Here is a 17924-nt window from a genome sequence, read left to right on the forward strand (position 1 = left end):
AATACTTAATACTTAAAACTTTTATCCCAATGGCTTCCTTCCGTTTTACAAAGTTGAAAATAACCGCCGGTTACACTTTGTTACTGGCGATCCTCCTTTTCTCGCTGGTGTTTGTACATCGTGAGATGGAAGCATTGTCGGCAGCCGACGATCAGCAGAACTTAAGAACTGATAGTCTATTGACCCTTCTCCACGAGAAAGATCAAAACACGATTCAGATGTTGCGGGTGTTAAGTGAAGCAAACGACAGCCTTCTCTCTGCTTCGGAGATTGAAGAAATCATTTCCGAACAAGATTCTGTCATTACCCAGCAACGGGTACAACATCGGGTCATTACCAAGCGTGACTCGTTAATAACTACTCCTAAAAAGAAGGGATTCTTCAAACGGCTCGCCGAAGTGTTTTCCCCTTCTAAACAAGACAGTGCCGTATTAGTTAATACATCGCTGGAAGTAGCCACTGATACCATTCTTCAACCGACTACTTCTAAAGATTCTCTTCAGCAGAAAATCCGCATGGCTACCGAAGAAAAACGGTTGCAACGGAAGAAAACCATCCGGCGTACCAGTACGAAGTACCAGCGGATGAATACACAGTTGACGGCACGAATGGATAGTCTGATTAAACAATATGAGGAAGAAATGACCCTGCGTGCCCGTCAGGATGCCGAGCTTCAGCAGGAGGTAAGAATGCGGTCGGCGCGTATCATCGGCGGTATCGCGGTTGGTGCCGTACTATTATCTGCTTTTTTCCTGATATTGATTATGCGGGATATCTCTCGCAGCAACCGTTATCGTCAGCAATTGGAGGTGGCGAATAAACGCGCGGAAGATTTGCTTGTTGCCCGTGAGAAATTAATGCTGGCCATTACCCATGACTTTAAGGCGCCGCTGGGGTCAATCATGGGATATACCGAACTTCTGTCCCGGCTGACAGAAGATGAACGGCAACGGTTCTACCTCGACAATATGAAAAGCTCTTCGGAACATTTGTTGAAACTAGTCAGTGACTTGCTCGATTTCCATCGGCTCGATCTCAATAAAGCGGAAGTGAACCGTGTAACCTTTAACCCTTCCCAGCTGTTCGACGAAATTTATGTCAGTTTCGAACCTTTGACCGCTGCCAAAGGTTTAGCCTTGCAATGTCACGTCGCCCCGGAACTGAACGGAAGATATATCAGTGATCCTTTGCGACTCCGGCAAATAGTGAACAACCTTTTGTCTAATGCCGTAAAGTTTACTCAAAAAGGAGAGATTAGCCTGACAGCCGGTTATGATTCTTCTAAGTTAACCATTGCTATCGCCGATACAGGAAAAGGAATGGCATCAGAAGATCGTGAACGTATCTTTCAGGAGTTTACACGTCTTTCCGGTGCGCAGGGAGAGGAAGGTTTCGGACTCGGACTCTCTATTGTGAAGAAACTGGTAACCTTGCTTGAAGGAACCATTGACGTGCAAAGCACATTAGGAAAAGGAAGCTGTTTTACTGTAACTCTGCCTCTTTATCCGGTAGGTAAATCCATTGCGGAAAGTGAATCTCCCGAAAGCGAAAATGTGGATATAACAGAGGAGTCGGCCGCGATTCCTCCGATGAAAGTCATCCGTGTTCTTTTGATCGATGACGATAAGATTCAGTTGAATCTGACTGCTGCCATGTTGAAACAACATGGTATCGATGCGGTATGTTGTGAACAGCTGGAGCAGTTGATCGAACAGCTTCGCTCTTCCGTCTTCGATGTATTGCTGACAGATATACAAATGCCTGCTATTAACGGTTTTGATTTGGTAAAATTATTGCGGGCTTCTAATATACCACAAGCAAAAACAATCCCCGTCATTGCTGTGACCGCCCGTAGCGAAATGGATAAGGCAGCTTTACATGAACATGGCTTTGCCGGTTGTCTGCATAAACCGTTTACAGTAAAAGAATTATTGATGACGGTAAATGAAGGGCAACTCTCCGCTGATGAAGCGCATATCACAGAAGATATGGCAACAGCCGGAATAAATTTCTCTGCACTTACTGCTTATTCTGAAGACGATCCGGAAGCAGCATCCTCCATTATTCAGACTTTTATTGAAGAAACAGGTAAGAATATCGAACGGATGCAACAAGCGCTGAACGATAAAGAGGTGGACGGGATAGCTGCTATGGCGCATAAGCTCCTCCCTCTCTTTACAATGATTGGAGCGGATGAAACCATAACTCCATTAAAATGGCTGGAAGCTTGTCGTGGAGAAAAATTCTCGGAAAAAATAGAAGAAACAACACTTAATATATTAGAGGCTGTCCATAAAATAATAAGTGAGGCAGAGCGCTATTTGATAGTGATGAAAAATACCCGATAAGCTATTTTCTTCTACTCCTTGGCTAGTATCTGTATCTTTCTTACTATTAGCCAAACCTTTTTTCAAAATAATTTGTTTACTTTGTGTCACCTTATTTACACTGACACATTTTACATGAAACGAAAATGGATACGCTGGGTAAGCTGGATACTGCTTACTCCTATAATACTCTTTGTAATACTAATGGTATTGCTTTATGTTCCTCCCGTTCAGAATCTTTTGCGTCGGGAGGTTACTGCATACGCCTCTAAGGCAACCGGTATGCAGATTCAGGTGGAACGGATAGACCTTCGTTTCCCGCTTAATCTGTTGGTTCGTGGCGTAGAGGTTATTCAACAGCCGGATACTCTTTTGTCTTTGGAAAGCCTGAATGTCCGTGTGCAGGCATGGCCGTTAATAAAAGGAAAAGTCGAAGTGGATGAAGTCACTTTGAGCCGGGTAGCCGTTAATTCAGCCAATTTGATGGAAGGAATGAAGATTAAAGGCGTTTTAGGACGTTTCTTCCTGCAAAGCCATGGTGTTGACTTGTCCAATGAAATAGCGATTATCAATCAGGCCGAACTGTCTGATACCCATGTGCAGTTGCTGATGAATGATACTACCACCACTCCTAAAGATACCACAGCCTCTGCTCCTGTAAACTGGAAAGTGGATCTTCATCAGTTGAAATTAAAGAATGTATCATTCAGTATGCAACTTCCTGTTGATTCCATGCGGATGGCAGCTCATATCGGGGAGGCTGCTATTGATGATGCACAGGCTGATTTGAAAAATCAGTTTTATGGTTTGAAGAAATTTCTGTTGTCGGGAACTTCCGCCAGTTACGATACAGGAACCGCGCAACCAATAGAAGGTTTTGATGCTTCCCATATTGCCGTTCGTGATGTTCGCATCGCTTTGGATTCCCTGTTGTATAAAGGCAGGGACATGAATGCGGTCATTCGTGAGTTTACAATGAATGAACGTTCCGGATTAAGTGTTGTTTCACTGACAGGTAGAGCATACTCTAACGATTCAATCATTAGTGTTCCCGGTTTAAAACTAAAAACCCCTCATTCTGAAATAGATTTATCTGCCCATACCTATTGGGAACTAGTCAACATCCCGACTACAGGACGTTTGTCCGCCAATCTCAATGCCTATATCGGCAAAGAAGATGTTATGTTATTTGCAGGAGGATTGCCTGATAGCTTTAAAGAAGCCTATCCATTTCGTCCGCTTGTCATTCGTGCCGGTACGGACGGTAACTTGAAACAAATGCAGATTTCCCGTTTTACGGTAGACTTGCCGGGTGCTTTTGCTTTAGAAGGCGGCGGTATGATAGAAAACCTGGCTGACAGCCTGACTCGTACCGGAACCATTGGGCTGAAAATGACAACTCAAAATTTGAACTTCCTGACCGCTCTGTCAGGAGAGGCTCCCAATGGTACGATTGTAGTCCCTGACAGCATGAATCTGGTGGCGAAAGTTGATATCAAAGGTCCTGAATATAAAGCAGGCCTCCGTCTGAAAGAGGGGAAAGGAGCTATGGACGTGAATGCAGCATTAAATACATCTACCGAAGTTTACAAAGCTGATCTGAAGATAGACAATCTGCAACTCCATAACTTCCTTCCGAAAGATTCTATCTACGAACTGTCTCTTTCGGCTGCGGCTAATGGTCGTGGACTGGATGTCATGTCTTATCATTCTTTTGCCAAACTGAATCTTTCATTAGATCAGCTTCATTATGCAAAATATCATCTCTCCAATCTTAATTTGACAGGAGACCTTAAAGGCGCACTGGTCACCGCACATCTGACAAGTGACAATGCTTTATTGAAAATGACAACCGATGCGGAATATAATTTGGCGCACAGTTATCCTGATGGTAAGATAACGGTTAATGTCACTCAACTGGATTTACATGAATTAGGAATCATGCCACAGCCAATGAAGCGTCCGCTTACTTTTAATTTAGCTGCCGAAGCTCGTCGGGATTTAGTCTCGGCACATTTCGTTTCCGGAGATATGAAACTCGACTTGAACGCACGTTCCGGCGTTAATCCTTTAATTCGCCAATCTACTCACTTTGTGGATGTATTGATGAAGCAGATTGATGAGAAAGCATTGAATCACGCTGAACTGCGTAAGGCGTTACCGACGGCAGTTTTCTCTTTCTCTGCAGGACAAGAAAACCCTTTGGCATATTTCCTGGCTACTAAAAAGATAGCTTATCATGATGCTTCTGTGAAATTCGGAGCAGCTCCTAATTGGGGAATTAATGGAAAAGCCGCTATTCATGCTTTGAAAGTAGACACCTTGCAACTGGACACGATTTTCTTTACAGTCAAACAAGATACCACACTCATGAAATTGCGTGCCGGTGTTATTAACGGACCGAAGAATCCGCAATTCTCCTTCTCTACTACACTGACAGGAGAGATTCGTGACCGGGATGCGGAACTGCTGGTAGATTTTAAGAATGGAAAAGGAGAAACGGGCGTACTGCTCGGTGTCAATGCGCGTCCTTTGTTTGAAGGGCAAGGAAAAGGCGATGGATTAGCTTTCACATTAATCCCGGAAGAACCAATTATCGCTTTCCAGAAATTCCATTTTAATGAGAATCACAACTGGATTTATGTGCATAAGAATATGCGTGTATACGCTAATGTAGATATGTGGGACGATGAAGGAATGGGATTCCGTGTACATTCGGTGCGGGGGGACACTGTTTCTTTACAGAATATTGATGTCGAAATCCGAAGAATCAGTTTAGCCGAATTGAGCAAAGTACTGCCTTACTTCCCGGAAATAACCGGTTTATTCTCTGCGGAAGCACACTATGTGCAGACTGAAAAAGATCTTCAACTCTCGGTTGAATCATCTATTGACGAGCTGACTTATGAACGTCAACGAATTGGTGATGTAACATTAGGAGCTACCTGGTTGCCGGGCGAACAAGGGAAACAATATCTTAACGCTTATCTGAATCATGACAATGTGGAAGTGATGGTGGCAGATGGCAAATTGGTTCCAACCCGGACAGGAAAAGATAGTTTGGAAGTAAATGCTACTTTGGAACACTTCCCGCTTCGTGTAGCGAACGTATTCATTCCCGATCAGATGGTTACATTAGCCGGTGATATGGATGGTAATCTGAACATTACCGGTAGCACCGAACAACCTTTGATTAATGGCGAACTGATATTGGATAGTGTTACTGTCCTTTCCCGGCAGTATGGTGCTAACTTCCGGTTCGATAACCGCCCGGTGCAGATAAAGAATAATCGTTTGGAATTTGATAAGTTCGCTATTTATACAACAGGAAAGAATCCATTTACGATTGACGGATCTGTTGATTTCAGAGATATGTCCCGGCCGATGGCAAATCTGAATCTGCTGGCGCAGAACTATACGCTTCTGGATGCCAAACGTACCCGTGAAAGTCTGGTTTACGGAAAAGTATATGCTGATTTCCGGGCAACGGTGAAAGGCCCGTTAGACGGATTGAACATGCGTGGAAACATGAGCTTGTTGGGCAATACAGATGTTTCTTATATATTGACCGATTCACCGTTGACTGTGCAGGACCGTTTGGGAAGTTTGGTAACCTTTACTTCATTTAGTGACACCACGACGGTTGTTCAGCAAGAAGTGCCGACCGTTTCTTTAGGCGGGCTGGATATGGTGATGATGGTACACATCGATCCGTCCGTTCGTTTGAAAGTCGATTTGGACGCAAGCAATGACAATCGTGTTGAATTGGAGGGAGGAGGTGATCTCTCAATGAAATACACTCCGCAAGGAGATCTGACATTGACCGGACGCTATACGTTGAGCGGCGGTTTGATGAAATATGCTTTGCCTGTCATCGCTGCCAAAGAATTTGCTATCGACAACGGCAGCTATGTGGAATGGACGGGAAATCCTATGGACCCGATGCTGAACTTCAAAGCAACCGACCGTATCCGTGCTTCTGTCTCCGAAGGAGAGAATGGCGGAACACGTATGGTTAATTTCGATGTGTCCATCGTCGTCAAGAACCGACTGGATAATCTGTCTTTCGCCTTTGACGTATCTGCCCCCGAAGACGCAACCATACAAAATGAATTGACGGCTATGGGAGCGGAAGAGAGAGGTAAACAGGCTCTATATATCATGGTTATGAAAACCTACCTTGGCACCGGACCGATTGGTGGCGGAGGTGGTGGACTGGGTAAACTGAATATGGGTTCTGCATTGAACTCCGTATTAAGTAGCCAAATCAACTCATTGATGGGGAACCTGAAAAATGCCAGTGTTTCTGTCGGTATCGAAGACCACGATCTGTCGGATACGGGTGGTAAGCGTACGGATTACAGTTTCCGTTATTCACAACGTCTCTTCAATAACCGTTTCCAGATTGTAATCGGAGGTAAAGTTTCTACGGGTGAGAATGCGACCAATGACGCAGAATCTTTCATCGATAACATCTCTCTGGAATATCGTTTGGATAGAACCGGAACCCGTTATGTCCGTCTGTTCTACGATAAAAATTACGAAAGTGTACTCGAAGGCGAGATTACGGAAACCGGAGTCGGTTTGGTACTTCGCAAGAAGCTGGATAAACTTAGCGAACTGTTCATCTTTAAGAAAAAGAAGTAAACATGAAAGGTATATATAGTAACATATTAATAAGTTGCCTGATGGGTATCATCTTATTCTCGGGTTGTTCGGTGACAAAGCATCTGCCCGAAGGGGAGGTACTTTATACAGGAGGAAAAACTGTCATACAGAATAAGTCGACAACACCGGTAGGAGGGACGGCTCTGACAGAGATTGAGGCGGCCCTTGATAAAACTCCCAGTACGAAGATGTTGGGAGGGCTTCTGCCTATTCCTTTTAAGATGTGGATGTACAATGACTTTGTGAAATATAAAAAAGGATTTGGAAAGTGGATGTTCAACCGTCTGGCTGCTAACCCTCCGGTATTTATTTCCACTGTCAATCCGGAGGTCCGCATCAAGGTGGCTACAAACTTGCTCCGTGATTATGGTTACTTCAATGGGAAAGTGACTTATGAAACATTGGTCGATAAGAAAGACAGCCTGAAAGCAAGTATTCTGTATACGGTAGACATGAAGAATCCTTATTTTATAGATACGGTCTATTATCAGCGTTTCACTCCTCAAACGTTGCGCATTATGGAACGGGGACGTCGAATGTCTTATATAAGTCCCGGCGAGCAGTTTAACGTGGTCGATCTGGATGAAGAGCGTACCCGTATCAGTACGCTGTTGCGTAACCGGGGATATTTTTACTTCCGTCCCGATTATATGACTTATCAGGCAGATACGACATTGGTTCCCGGTGGACATATCAGCCTTCGTCTGATTCCCGTTCCGGGATTACCTGCTGCGGCACAACGTCCTTACTATGTAGGAGATGCTTCTGTTTACCTGTTTGGCAAGAATGGTGAGGCGCCCAATGACAGCATGATGTATAAGAATCTGAATATACATTATTATAAGAAATTGCAGGTACGTCCGAATATGCTTTATCGTTGGTTGAACTATCAACAGTTTGTGCGGAATGCACAGATGCGGGCTTCCAATCGCACTCGTCTTTACAGTCAGTATCGACAGGAGCAGGTGCAGGAGAAACTTAGCCAGTTGGGAATCTTCAGTTATCTGGATTTACAATATGCTCCGAAAGATACGACAGCCGTTTGTGATACGCTGAACGTAACCATGCAGGCCACGTTTGCTAAGCCGCTGGACGCCGAACTGGAATTGAATGTCGTAACCAAAAGTAACGACCAAACCGGTCCCGGGGCATCATTCGGCGTCACCCGGAACAATGTATTCGGAGGTGGCGAAAGCTGGAACGTGAAGCTGAAAGGCTCTTATGAATGGCAAACCGGCGGAGGAGAAAAAAGCTCTTTAATGAACAGCTGGGAGATGGGAGTTTCTACCTCTCTGACTTTCCCGCGCGTGGTTTTCCCGCATTGGGGGAAAAGGGAGTTTGACTTCCCGGCTACCACTACATTCCGTTTATACATCGACCAGTTGAACCGTGCCAGGTATTATAAACTATTGTCATTCGGCGGAAATGCTACCTACGATTTCCAACCGACACGTACAAGCCGTCATAGTATTACCCCTTTCAAACTGACATTCAACGTCCTGCAACACCAATCGGAAGAGTTCAGGGAAATAGCCGATGCCAATCCTGCATTATATATCAGTTTGAAAGACCAGTTTATTCCTGCTATGGAATATACCTATACGTATGATAATGCCTCCGCACGCGGTATTAAAAATCCAATTTGGTGGCAATCGACTGTAACCTCTGCCGGTAACCTGACCTCGGTGATTTACCGTGCTTTCGGTCAGTCTTTCAGCAAAGAGGACAAGCGTTTGCTGAACGTCCCTTTCGCGCAGTTTGTGAAACTGAATACGGAATTCCGCCATTTGTGGAATATGGACAAGAATAATAAGATTGCTTCCCGTATAGCTTTGGGCGCTCTCTTCGCCTACGGTAATGCAACGATAGCCCCTTACAGCGAACAATTCTATGTGGGTGGTGCCAACAGCATCCGCGCTTTTACGGTACGTAGCATCGGCCCGGGTGGATACCATCCGGCAGAAAGCCGCTACTCTTACCTCGACCAGACGGGTACTTTCCGTTTTGAGGCAAATGTAGAATACCGTTTCCGTATCTTTAAGAGCATTTGGGGAGCCACTTTCCTGGATGCGGGAAACGTCTGGTTGATGCGCAAGGATGAGGCCCGTCCCAATTCACAACTCGAACTGAAAACGTTCCCGAAACAGATCGCTCTGGGCACCGGTGTCGGTATTCGTTATGATATGGATATTCTTGTGTTCCGTCTTGATTTCGGTATTCCTTTGCATCTGCCTTACGATACAGAACGAAGCGGATATTACAATGTCACAGGATCCTTTATGAAGAATCTGGGAATACATTTTGCTATCGGTTATCCCTTCTAACGTTCTTTCTTTGTCTTGAAACAAAGAAAGAACCAAAGAAAATTCAAGGCTGCGTTTTTCCGGCTACTCCGGTGTTCTCTCCGGCTAAAGGGCAGAAACTCGCTTCGCTCAAACAGTCTGCCCTTTTTAACGCTGGAGAAAACGCCTGCGCTTAACGCCGGAAAAACGAGGCCGATCCCCTTTCGGCGTGTTTGCTGCATAGGTTAATGAATTACCGGATTTCTTGATTTGTCATTGATGTACTTTTGATTCTGCATGGGTTTACATGCCGAAAGGTTTTCCGACCTACTTTTTTCTCCGTTAAGCGAACACCCGTAACGAAGCGTTAAAAAGGGCAGATTGTTTGAGCGAAGCGAGTTTCTGCCCTTTAGCGTAGTGAAGGGTGTGAGTAGGAGAAAAAAGTCAGTCTTGAATTTTTCTTTGTTTCTTTCTTTTGTTTCAAGACAAAAGAAAGAAAGTTTTTGTAAATTTGCAACGAAATCTGATGCCGTTGACATCACTAACCTTTTAATATTACACAATTTATGAAACCAACTTTATTCTTATTGGCAGCCGGTATGGGTAGCCGTTATGGAGGCTTGAAGCAATTAGACGGACTGGGTCCTAATGGCGAAACTATTATGGATTACTCAATCTATGATGCTATCAATGCCGGATTTGGCAAACTTGTATTTGTAATCCGCAAAGATTTTGAACAAGATTTCCGTGATAAAATTATTTCCAAATACGAAGGTCACATTCCTTGCGAACTGGTATTTCAATCAATCGACGATCTTCCGGAAGGCTTTACTTGCCCGGCAGACCGTACCAAACCTTGGGGTACTAACCATGCAGTAATGATGGGTGCTGATGTGATTAAAGAACCGTTTGCAGTGATTAACTGCGATGACTTCTATGGTCGTGATTCTTTCCAAGTGATGGGTAAATTCCTTTCTGCTCTTCCTGAAAATTCAAAGAACGTTTATTCAATGGTAGGTTTCCGTGTAGGAAATACATTGAGCGAAAGCGGTACGGTATCTCGTGGTATCTGTAGTACAGATGCTAAAGGATTGTTGACATCTGTGGTAGAACGTACGAAGATTCAACGTCTGGACGGTGAAGTGAAATATATCGGTGATGATGGCGAATGGACGGCTACTCCCGACACGACTCCGGTAAGTATGAACTTCTGGGGATTCACTCCTGATTACTTCGCTTACAGCCAGGAATTCTTCAAGACTTTCCTTAGCGATCCGAAGAATATGGAAAACCTGAAGAGCGAATTCTTCATCCCATTGATGGTAGATAAATTGATTAATGACGGAACTGCCACTGTTGAAGTACTGGATACTACCAGCAAGTGGTTCGGGGTTACTTATCCGGAAGACCGTCAGAGCGTAGTAGACAAGATTCAGGCATTGGTAGATGCCGGTGAATATCCTGCTAAGTTGTTCTAAAGAAGAGCCATTGATTAAGATAGAGAGCAGCCATTCATAAGAATGACTGCTTTTTTTGTTTTTCATAACGTATCATACTAAGTAGTATCTAATAAATATTCAGTATCTTTGCAGTCCAAAATGTTATAAATCAGAAGCAGAAGTGATTTCAGTAGAAGGATTATCAGTAGAATTTAATGCGACGCCGCTTTTTGAGGACGTCAGCTATGTAATTAATAAGAAAGACCGCATTGCGCTGGTCGGCAAAAATGGTGCCGGCAAATCAACCATGCTGAAGATATTGGCAGGTTTGCAGTCACCGACACGCGGAGTGGTAGCTACTCCGAAAGATGTAACCATCGGATATTTGCCACAGGTCATGATTCTTTCCGACAACCGGACGGTGATGGGAGAGGCAGAACTGGCATTCGAACATATATTTGAGCTTCAGGCGAAGTTGGAACGGATGAATCAGGAACTGGCGGAACGGACAGACTATGATTCGGAAGAATATCATCAGTTGATAGACCGTTTCACGCATGAAAACGACCGCTTCCTGATGATGGGCGGTACGAACTTTCAGGCGGAAATCGAACGGACACTTCTTGGATTGGGATTCAGCCGGGAAGATTTTGAACGCCCTACTTCGGAGTTTTCCGGTGGATGGCGTATGCGTATCGAATTGGCAAAACTGCTTTTACGACGCCCGGACGTGCTTTTGCTCGATGAGCCGACCAATCACCTTGATATTGAAAGTATCCAATGGTTGGAAAACTTTTTGTCTACACGTGCCAATGCAGTCGTATTAGTCAGCCATGACCGTGCTTTCCTGAATAACGTAACTACCCGCACCATCGAAATTACTTGCGGTCAGATTTACGACTACAAAGTGAAGTACGATGAATTTGTAGTCTTGCGTAAAGAACGCCGTGAGCAACAGCTCCGTGCTTACGAAAATCAGCAGAAACAAATACAAGATACGGAAGATTTTATTGAACGCTTCCGTTATAAAGCAACGAAGGCCGTACAGGTGCAAAGCCGTATCAAGCAACTGGAAAAGATAGACCGCATCGAAGTGGACGAGGAAGATAATTCCGCCTTGCGTTTAAAATTCCCTCCAGCCAGTCGTAGCGGAAACTATCCTGTGATTTGCGAAGATGTGCGCAAAGCGTATGGCAGCCATGTCGTTTTCCATGATGTCAACCTGACTATCAACAGGGGAGAGAAAGTGGCTTTCGTCGGAAAGAACGGAGAGGGTAAGTCTACCTTGGTGAAATGTATCATGGACGAAATTGATTTCGAAGGCAAACTAACGATCGGACATAATGTACAAATCGGTTATTTTGCGCAGAACCAGGCACAAATGTTGGATGAGAACCTGACTGTATTCGATACGATTGACCGAGTAGCGACAGGAGATATCCGTCTGAAGATACGTGATATACTGGGAGCTTTCATGTTTGGAGGCGAAGCTTCGGATAAAAAGGTGAAAGTCCTTTCCGGAGGAGAACGTACGCGATTGGCGATGATTAAACTTCTGCTGGAACCCGTAAATCTACTGATTCTGGACGAACCGACCAATCATTTGGATATGCGTTCGAAAGATGTTTTGAAGGAAGCTATCCGCGAATTTGACGGAACAGTGATTCTTGTCAGCCACGACCGTGATTTTCTGGATGGACTTGCGACTAAAGTATATGAGTTTGGCGGTGGACTTGTAAAAGAACACCTTGGAGGTATCTATGAATTCTTGCAAAAGAAAAAGATAGATAGCTTGAACGAGCTTCAGAAAGGAGCGGGATTGTCGGCTTCTCCCACGGCTTCAGCTAAAGGTAATGAACCTGAAACCGTTCAGCCTTCGGAGAATAAGCTCTCTTACGAAGCCCAGAAAGAACTTAATAAGAAGATTAAGAAACTCGAACGCCAAGTGGCGGACTGCGAAGCCTCAATAGAGGAAACCGAATCCGCGATTGCTATCGTAGAAGCGAAGATGGCAACTCCCGAAGGAGCTTCGGATATGCAGCTCTATGAACGGCATCAAAAACTGAAGCAACAGTTGGATGGCATTGTTGAAGAGTGGGAACGGGTTTCGATGGAACTGGAAGAAACGAAAAATTAGAACAAAACGCATACTTCCGGGCACTATGTGAGAGAAACGTTATACCTCGGTAGAAGGTATTCCTGGCGGGTATCTGTTTCTCGGTGTCGAAACAGGTGTTTCTCGTTGAGGAACGAGGCGTTCCTCGGTGTCGGTCACCTTCTTCCTCGGTGCCGGACTGCGGGTAGGATGATTGCTGATTAGAGAGACTATTTAATTATTTATACAATATGAAAGTAACCAAGTATTTACCAATTCTTGCCGTATGCCTTATGACAACAGGATGTAACAGTAAGAAAGAGGCCGTGCTGACGTCCGGTATCGACCTTGCTAATCTGGATACCACGGCTATGCCGGGTACAAGTTTTTATCAATATGCCTGTGGAGGTTGGGTGAAAGATCATCCGCTGACAGACGAGTATTCACGTTTCGGTACATTCGACATGTTGCGCGAAAACAGTCGTGAACAACTGAAAGCATTGATTGCCGAATTGGCAGCGAAGAAAGATAACGCACCGGGCAGTGCTGCGCAGAAAGTAGGCGATCTTTATAATATCGCAATGGATAGCGTGAAGCTGAACCAGGAAGGTGTAGCTCCGATCAAAGCAGAACTGGCAGCCATTGACGCTCTCAAGGATAAAGGAGAAATCTATGCATATATCGCCGAGAGCCAGAAGAAAGGCATCCGTCCTTACTTCACCATGTTTGTAAGTGCAGATGATATGAACAGTTCCATGAATATCGTACAGACCTATCAAGGTGGTATCGGAATGGGACAGCGTGACTATTATCTGGAGAATGACGAGCAGACTAAAAATATCCGTAATAAATATCAGGAACATATCGCCAAAATGTTCCAGTTGGCAGGTTATGATGAGGCTACTGCACAGAAAGCTGTGAAAGCAGTGATGAACATCGAAACTCGCTTGGCGAAAGCGGCTCGTTCACAAGTGGAATTGCGTGATCCTCATGCTAATTATAACAAGATGGATAGGGCGACGCTGAAAAAGAACTTCCCTACTTTTGACTGGGATACTTATTTCACCGTTTCCGGTTTGAAAGATTTGGAAGAAGTGAATATAGGTCAGCCTGCTGCCATGAAGGAAGTAGCCGATGTGATAAACACCGTATCATTGGACGATCAGAAACTGTACCTCCAATGGGGATTGATAGATGCTGCCGCTTCTTATCTAAGCGATGATTTTGAAGCACAGAACTTCGATTTCTACAGCAGGACAATGTCTGGAAAGAAAGAAATGCAACCTCGCTGGAAACGTTCCGTGAGCACCGTAGATGGTGTACTTGGCGAAGTGGTAGGACAGATGTATGTAGAGAAGTACTTCCCGGCTGCTGCCAAAGAACGTATGGTTACATTGGTGAAGAACCTGCAAACTTCTTTAGGAGAACGTATCAAAGGTTTGGAATGGATGAGTGAACCGACCAAGGAAAAAGCGTTGGAGAAACTGGCAACCTTCCATGTAAAAATAGGTTATCCTGATAAATGGAAAGATTACTCCGCACTGGAGATCAAAGATGATTCTTACTGGGCAAATATCGAGCGTGCCAACGAATGGGATTACAACGAAATGATTGCCAAAGCCGGCAAACCGGTAGACAAGGATGAATGGTTGATGACTCCTCAAACAGTGAACGCTTATTATAACCCGACTACCAATGAAATCTGCTTCCCGGCAGCTATCCTGCAACCTCCGTTCTTCGATATGAATGCGGACGATGCTATGAACTACGGTGCAATCGGCGTGGTAATCGGCCATGAGATGACTCATGGATTTGACGATCAGGGACGTCAATATGACAAAGACGGAAACCTGAAAGATTGGTGGACAGAAGAGGATGCTAAAAAGTTCGAAGAACGGGCACAGGTGATGGTTAACTTCTTTGACAGCATTGAAGTAGCTCCGGGCGTACACGCAAACGGTAGCCTGACACTTGGAGAGAACATTGCCGACCACGGAGGTTTGCAAGTTTCTTTCCAGGCATTCAAGAATGCAACAGAAGCCGCACCGCTGGAAATTATTGACGGATTTACTCCGGAACAACGTTTCTTCCTAGCTTACGCTAATGTGTGGGCAGGAAATATCCGTCCGGAAGAAATTCTCCGATTGACCAAACTTGATCCTCACTCATTAGGCAAATGGCGTGTGGACGGTGCTCTTCCTCATATTCAGAATTGGTATGAAGCATTCAAAATCACCGAACAGGATTCGATGTTCGTACCTAAAGAAAAACGAGTGTCTATTTGGTAATAGTTTTTGAATAGAGAACATATATGCGAAGAGGCGTTGATTTTCCGTTGAGGAGAGTCAACGCTTTTTTTTATTAATTCACACCTTATTTATTACGTACGATAAACAATATTTCGTAACTTTGCACACCAAATACTTAATAAGCAATTCAATGTCAGAGTCTAAAAGAATAAAAACTGCATTGGTATCTGTATACCATAAAGAAGGTTTGGATGAAATTATTACCAAACTTCATGAAGAGGGAGTAGAGTTTTTGTCAACAGGCGGAACTCGTCAGTTTATTGAATCATTGGGATATCCTTGCAAGGCAGTGGAAGATTTGACCACTTATCCTTCTATTCTCGGTGGTAGAGTAAAGACATTACATCCGAAAATTTTCGGAGGTATTCTTTGTCGTCGCGGTCTGGAACAGGATATGCAACAGATTGAGAAATATGAAATTCCCGAGATAGATCTGGTTATTGTTGATTTGTATCCGTTCGAAGCTACCGTAGCTTCCGGTGCATCTGAAGCAGACATTATTGAAAAAATCGATATAGGCGGAATCTCACTGATTCGTGCCGCAGCCAAGAACTATAACGATGTAATCATCGTAGCTTCTCAAGCTCAATACAAACCATTATTGGATATGTTGATGGAGCACGGCGCTACTTCTTCACTTGAAGAACGTCGCTGGATGGCTAAAGAAGCATTTGCCGTTTCTTCTCACTACGATTCAGCTATTTTCAACTATTTCGATGCCGGCGAAGGTTCTGCTTTCCGTTGCTCTGTTAATAGCCAGAAGCAACTTCGTTACGGTGAGAACCCACATCAGAAAGGTTATTTCTACGGAAATCTGGAAGCAATGTTCGACCAGATTCACGGAAAAGAAATCTCTTATAACAATCTTCTCGACATCAACGCAGCCGTTGACTTGATCGACGAATTCGATGACCTCACTTTCGCTATCCTGAAACACAACAACGCTTGCGGATTAGCTTCCCGTGCTACAGTTTTGGAAGCTTGGAAAGACGCATTGGCCGGTGATCCGGTTTCTGCTTTCGGAGGTGTATTGATTACGAATGGTGTCATCGACAAAGAAGCTGCGGAAGAAATCAACAAGATTTTCTTCGAAGTGGTTATCGCGCCGGATTATGATGTGGATGCACTCGAAATCCTGGGACAGAAAAAGAACCGCATCATCCTCGTTCGTAAGGAAGCTAAATTGCCTAAGAAACAATTCCGTGCTTTGCTGAATGGCGTATTGGTGCAGGATAAAGATACTAATATTGAAACGGTAGCCGACCTGAAAACCGTGACAGACAAAGCTCCTACTCCGGAAGAAGTGGAAGATATGTTGTTTGCCAACAAAATTGTAAAGAACAGCAAATCCAACGCCATCGTATTGGCAAAGGATAAACAACTTCTTGCAAGCGGTGTAGGACAGACTTCACGTGTAGACGCATTGAAACAAGCAATTGAAAAAGCCAAATCATTCGGTTTCGACCTGAATGGTGCAGTCATGGCTTCCGATGCCTTCTTCCCGTTCCCCGACTGTGTGGAAATTGCAGATAAAGAAGGTATTACGGCTGTTATCCAACCGGGAGGTTCGGTAAAAGACGATTTATCATTTGCTTATTGCAATGAGCACGGTATGGCGATGGTGACTACCGGTATCCGTCATTTTAAACACTAAAGCGATTTACTATTTGACAATTTACAATTTACTATTCAGCCGTTCGGCAATATGGATTTGATTGTCAGATAGTAATAAGTATGTATCAAATAGTAAATAGTAAATTGTCAAATAGTAAATAAAAAAATGGGATTATTTTCTTTTACACAAGAGATAGCAATGGACTTGGGCACAGCCAATACTATCATCATCACGAACGGAAAAATCGTGGTGGATGAGCCTTCGGTTGTAGCTCTGGATCGCCGTACAGAAAAGATGATTGCCGTGGGGGAAAAGGCGAAGTTGATGCATGAAAAAACCCACGAAAACATACGTACCATCCGTCCGTTGAGAGACGGAGTGATTGCCGACTTCTATGCTTGCGAGCAGATGATGCGCGGTTTGATAAAGCAGGTGAATACTCGCAACCATTTGTTTTCACCTTCTCTTCGCATGGTGATTGGCGTTCCTTCGGGAAGTACGGAAGTCGAACTCCGTGCTGTCCGCGACTCTGCGGAACATGCCGGTGGCCGTGACGTCTATTTGATTTTTGAACCGATGGCTGCGGCAATCGGTATCGGTATCGACGTAGAAGCTCCGGAAGGAAACATGATTGTCGATATAGGTGGTGGTTCTACGGAAATTGCTGTTATCTCTTTGGGAGGTATCGTTTCCAACAACTCCATCCGTACTGCCGGTGATGACCTGACGGAAGATATTCGCGAATACATGAGCCGTCAGCACAATGTGAAAGTCAGCGAGCGTATGGCCGAACGTATCAAAATCAACGTGGGTGCTGCTTTAACCGAACTGGGTGAAGACGCTCCGGAAGATTATATCGTTCATGGTCCGAACCGTATCACAGCTCTTCCGATGGAAGTGCCTGTATGCTATCAGGAAGTGGCTCACTGTTTGGAGAAATCTATTTCAAAGATCGAAACGGCTATCTTGAGTGCATTGGAAAATACGCCTCCTGAACTGTATGCTGATATTGTACACAATGGTATCTATCTCTCCGGAGGTGGTGCATTGCTTCGTGGACTGGATAAGCGTTTGACCGACAAGATCAACATTCCTTTCCATATTGCGGAAGATCCTTTGCACGCAGTTGCCAAAGGTACAGGTGTGGCATTAAAGAACGTAGACCGTTTCTCTTTCTTAATGAGATAAA

General features: G+C 44.4%; 8 protein-coding genes. All 8 read left to right on the forward strand.

Annotated elements, in window-relative coordinates; genetic code table 11:
* The first annotated feature begins 29 nt into the window (after positions 1–29).
* The 8 genes from KTR06_RS19075 (at position 30) to KTR06_RS19110 (ending at position 17923) form a co-directional block, all read left to right on the forward strand.
* Positions 30–2348, forward strand: coding sequence for an ATP-binding protein (locus tag KTR06_RS19075; protein WP_117809425.1), 2319 nt, complete (start codon positions 30–32; stop codon positions 2346–2348).
* Positions 2349–2462: 114 nt separating this feature from the next.
* A complete protein-coding gene (locus KTR06_RS19080) occupies positions 2463–6974 on the forward strand; it encodes a translocation/assembly module TamB domain-containing protein (protein WP_165861860.1) in 4512 nt (1503 codons plus the stop codon).
* A gap of 2 nt (positions 6975–6976) precedes the next feature.
* On the forward strand, positions 6977–9319 hold the full coding sequence (locus KTR06_RS19085; RefSeq protein WP_217290710.1) for a BamA/TamA family outer membrane protein: 2343 nt from the start codon (positions 6977–6979) through the stop codon (positions 9317–9319).
* 524 nt (positions 9320–9843) lie between these two features.
* Complete coding sequence (locus KTR06_RS19090) at positions 9844–10755, forward strand: hypothetical protein (protein ID WP_004299937.1); 912 nt, start codon at positions 9844–9846, stop codon at positions 10753–10755.
* A 142-nt stretch (positions 10756–10897) separates the two neighbouring features.
* The gene (locus tag KTR06_RS19095) at positions 10898–12853 is read left to right on the forward strand and encodes an ABC-F family ATP-binding cassette domain-containing protein (protein ID WP_004314402.1); all 1956 of its coding nucleotides are present in this window, start codon (positions 10898–10900) and stop codon (positions 12851–12853) included.
* A 209-nt stretch (positions 12854–13062) separates the two neighbouring features.
* Positions 13063–15099 (forward strand): M13 family metallopeptidase, encoded by a 2037-nt coding sequence (locus KTR06_RS19100; protein WP_203462838.1) that lies wholly within the window; start codon positions 13063–13065, stop codon positions 15097–15099.
* A 151-nt stretch (positions 15100–15250) separates the two neighbouring features.
* Positions 15251–16774 (forward strand): bifunctional phosphoribosylaminoimidazolecarboxamide formyltransferase/IMP cyclohydrolase, encoded by a 1524-nt coding sequence (purH, locus tag KTR06_RS19105; protein WP_008645257.1) that lies wholly within the window; start codon positions 15251–15253, stop codon positions 16772–16774.
* A gap of 126 nt (positions 16775–16900) precedes the next feature.
* Complete coding sequence (locus KTR06_RS19110; protein ID WP_004304915.1) at positions 16901–17923, forward strand: rod shape-determining protein; 1023 nt, start codon at positions 16901–16903, stop codon at positions 17921–17923.
* The last annotated feature ends 1 nt before the right edge of the window (position 17924 follow it).

Source organism: Bacteroides sp. MSK.20.12 (assembly GCF_019052435.1).
GTDB classification, from domain to species: domain Bacteria; phylum Bacteroidota; class Bacteroidia; order Bacteroidales; family Bacteroidaceae; genus Bacteroides; species Bacteroides xylanisolvens.

What these genes read in the sequence shown, in the direction of transcription:
- KTR06_RS19110 (WP_004304915.1), top strand. Translation starts at nt 16,901, where the DNA reads ATGGGATTATTTTCTTTTACACAAGAGATAGCAATGGACTTGGGCACA.
- KTR06_RS19090 (WP_004299937.1), top strand. Translation starts at nt 9,844, where the DNA reads ATGAAACCAACTTTATTCTTATTGGCAGCCGGTATGGGTAGCCGTTAT.
- KTR06_RS19100 (WP_203462838.1), top strand. Translation starts at nt 13,063, where the DNA reads ATGAAAGTAACCAAGTATTTACCAATTCTTGCCGTATGCCTTATGACA.
- KTR06_RS19075 (WP_117809425.1), top strand. Translation starts at nt 30, where the DNA reads ATGGCTTCCTTCCGTTTTACAAAGTTGAAAATAACCGCCGGTTACACT.
- purH (WP_008645257.1), top strand. Translation starts at nt 15,251, where the DNA reads ATGTCAGAGTCTAAAAGAATAAAAACTGCATTGGTATCTGTATACCAT.
- KTR06_RS19080 (WP_165861860.1), top strand. Translation starts at nt 2,463, where the DNA reads ATGAAACGAAAATGGATACGCTGGGTAAGCTGGATACTGCTTACTCCT.
- KTR06_RS19085 (WP_217290710.1), top strand. Translation starts at nt 6,977, where the DNA reads ATGAAAGGTATATATAGTAACATATTAATAAGTTGCCTGATGGGTATC.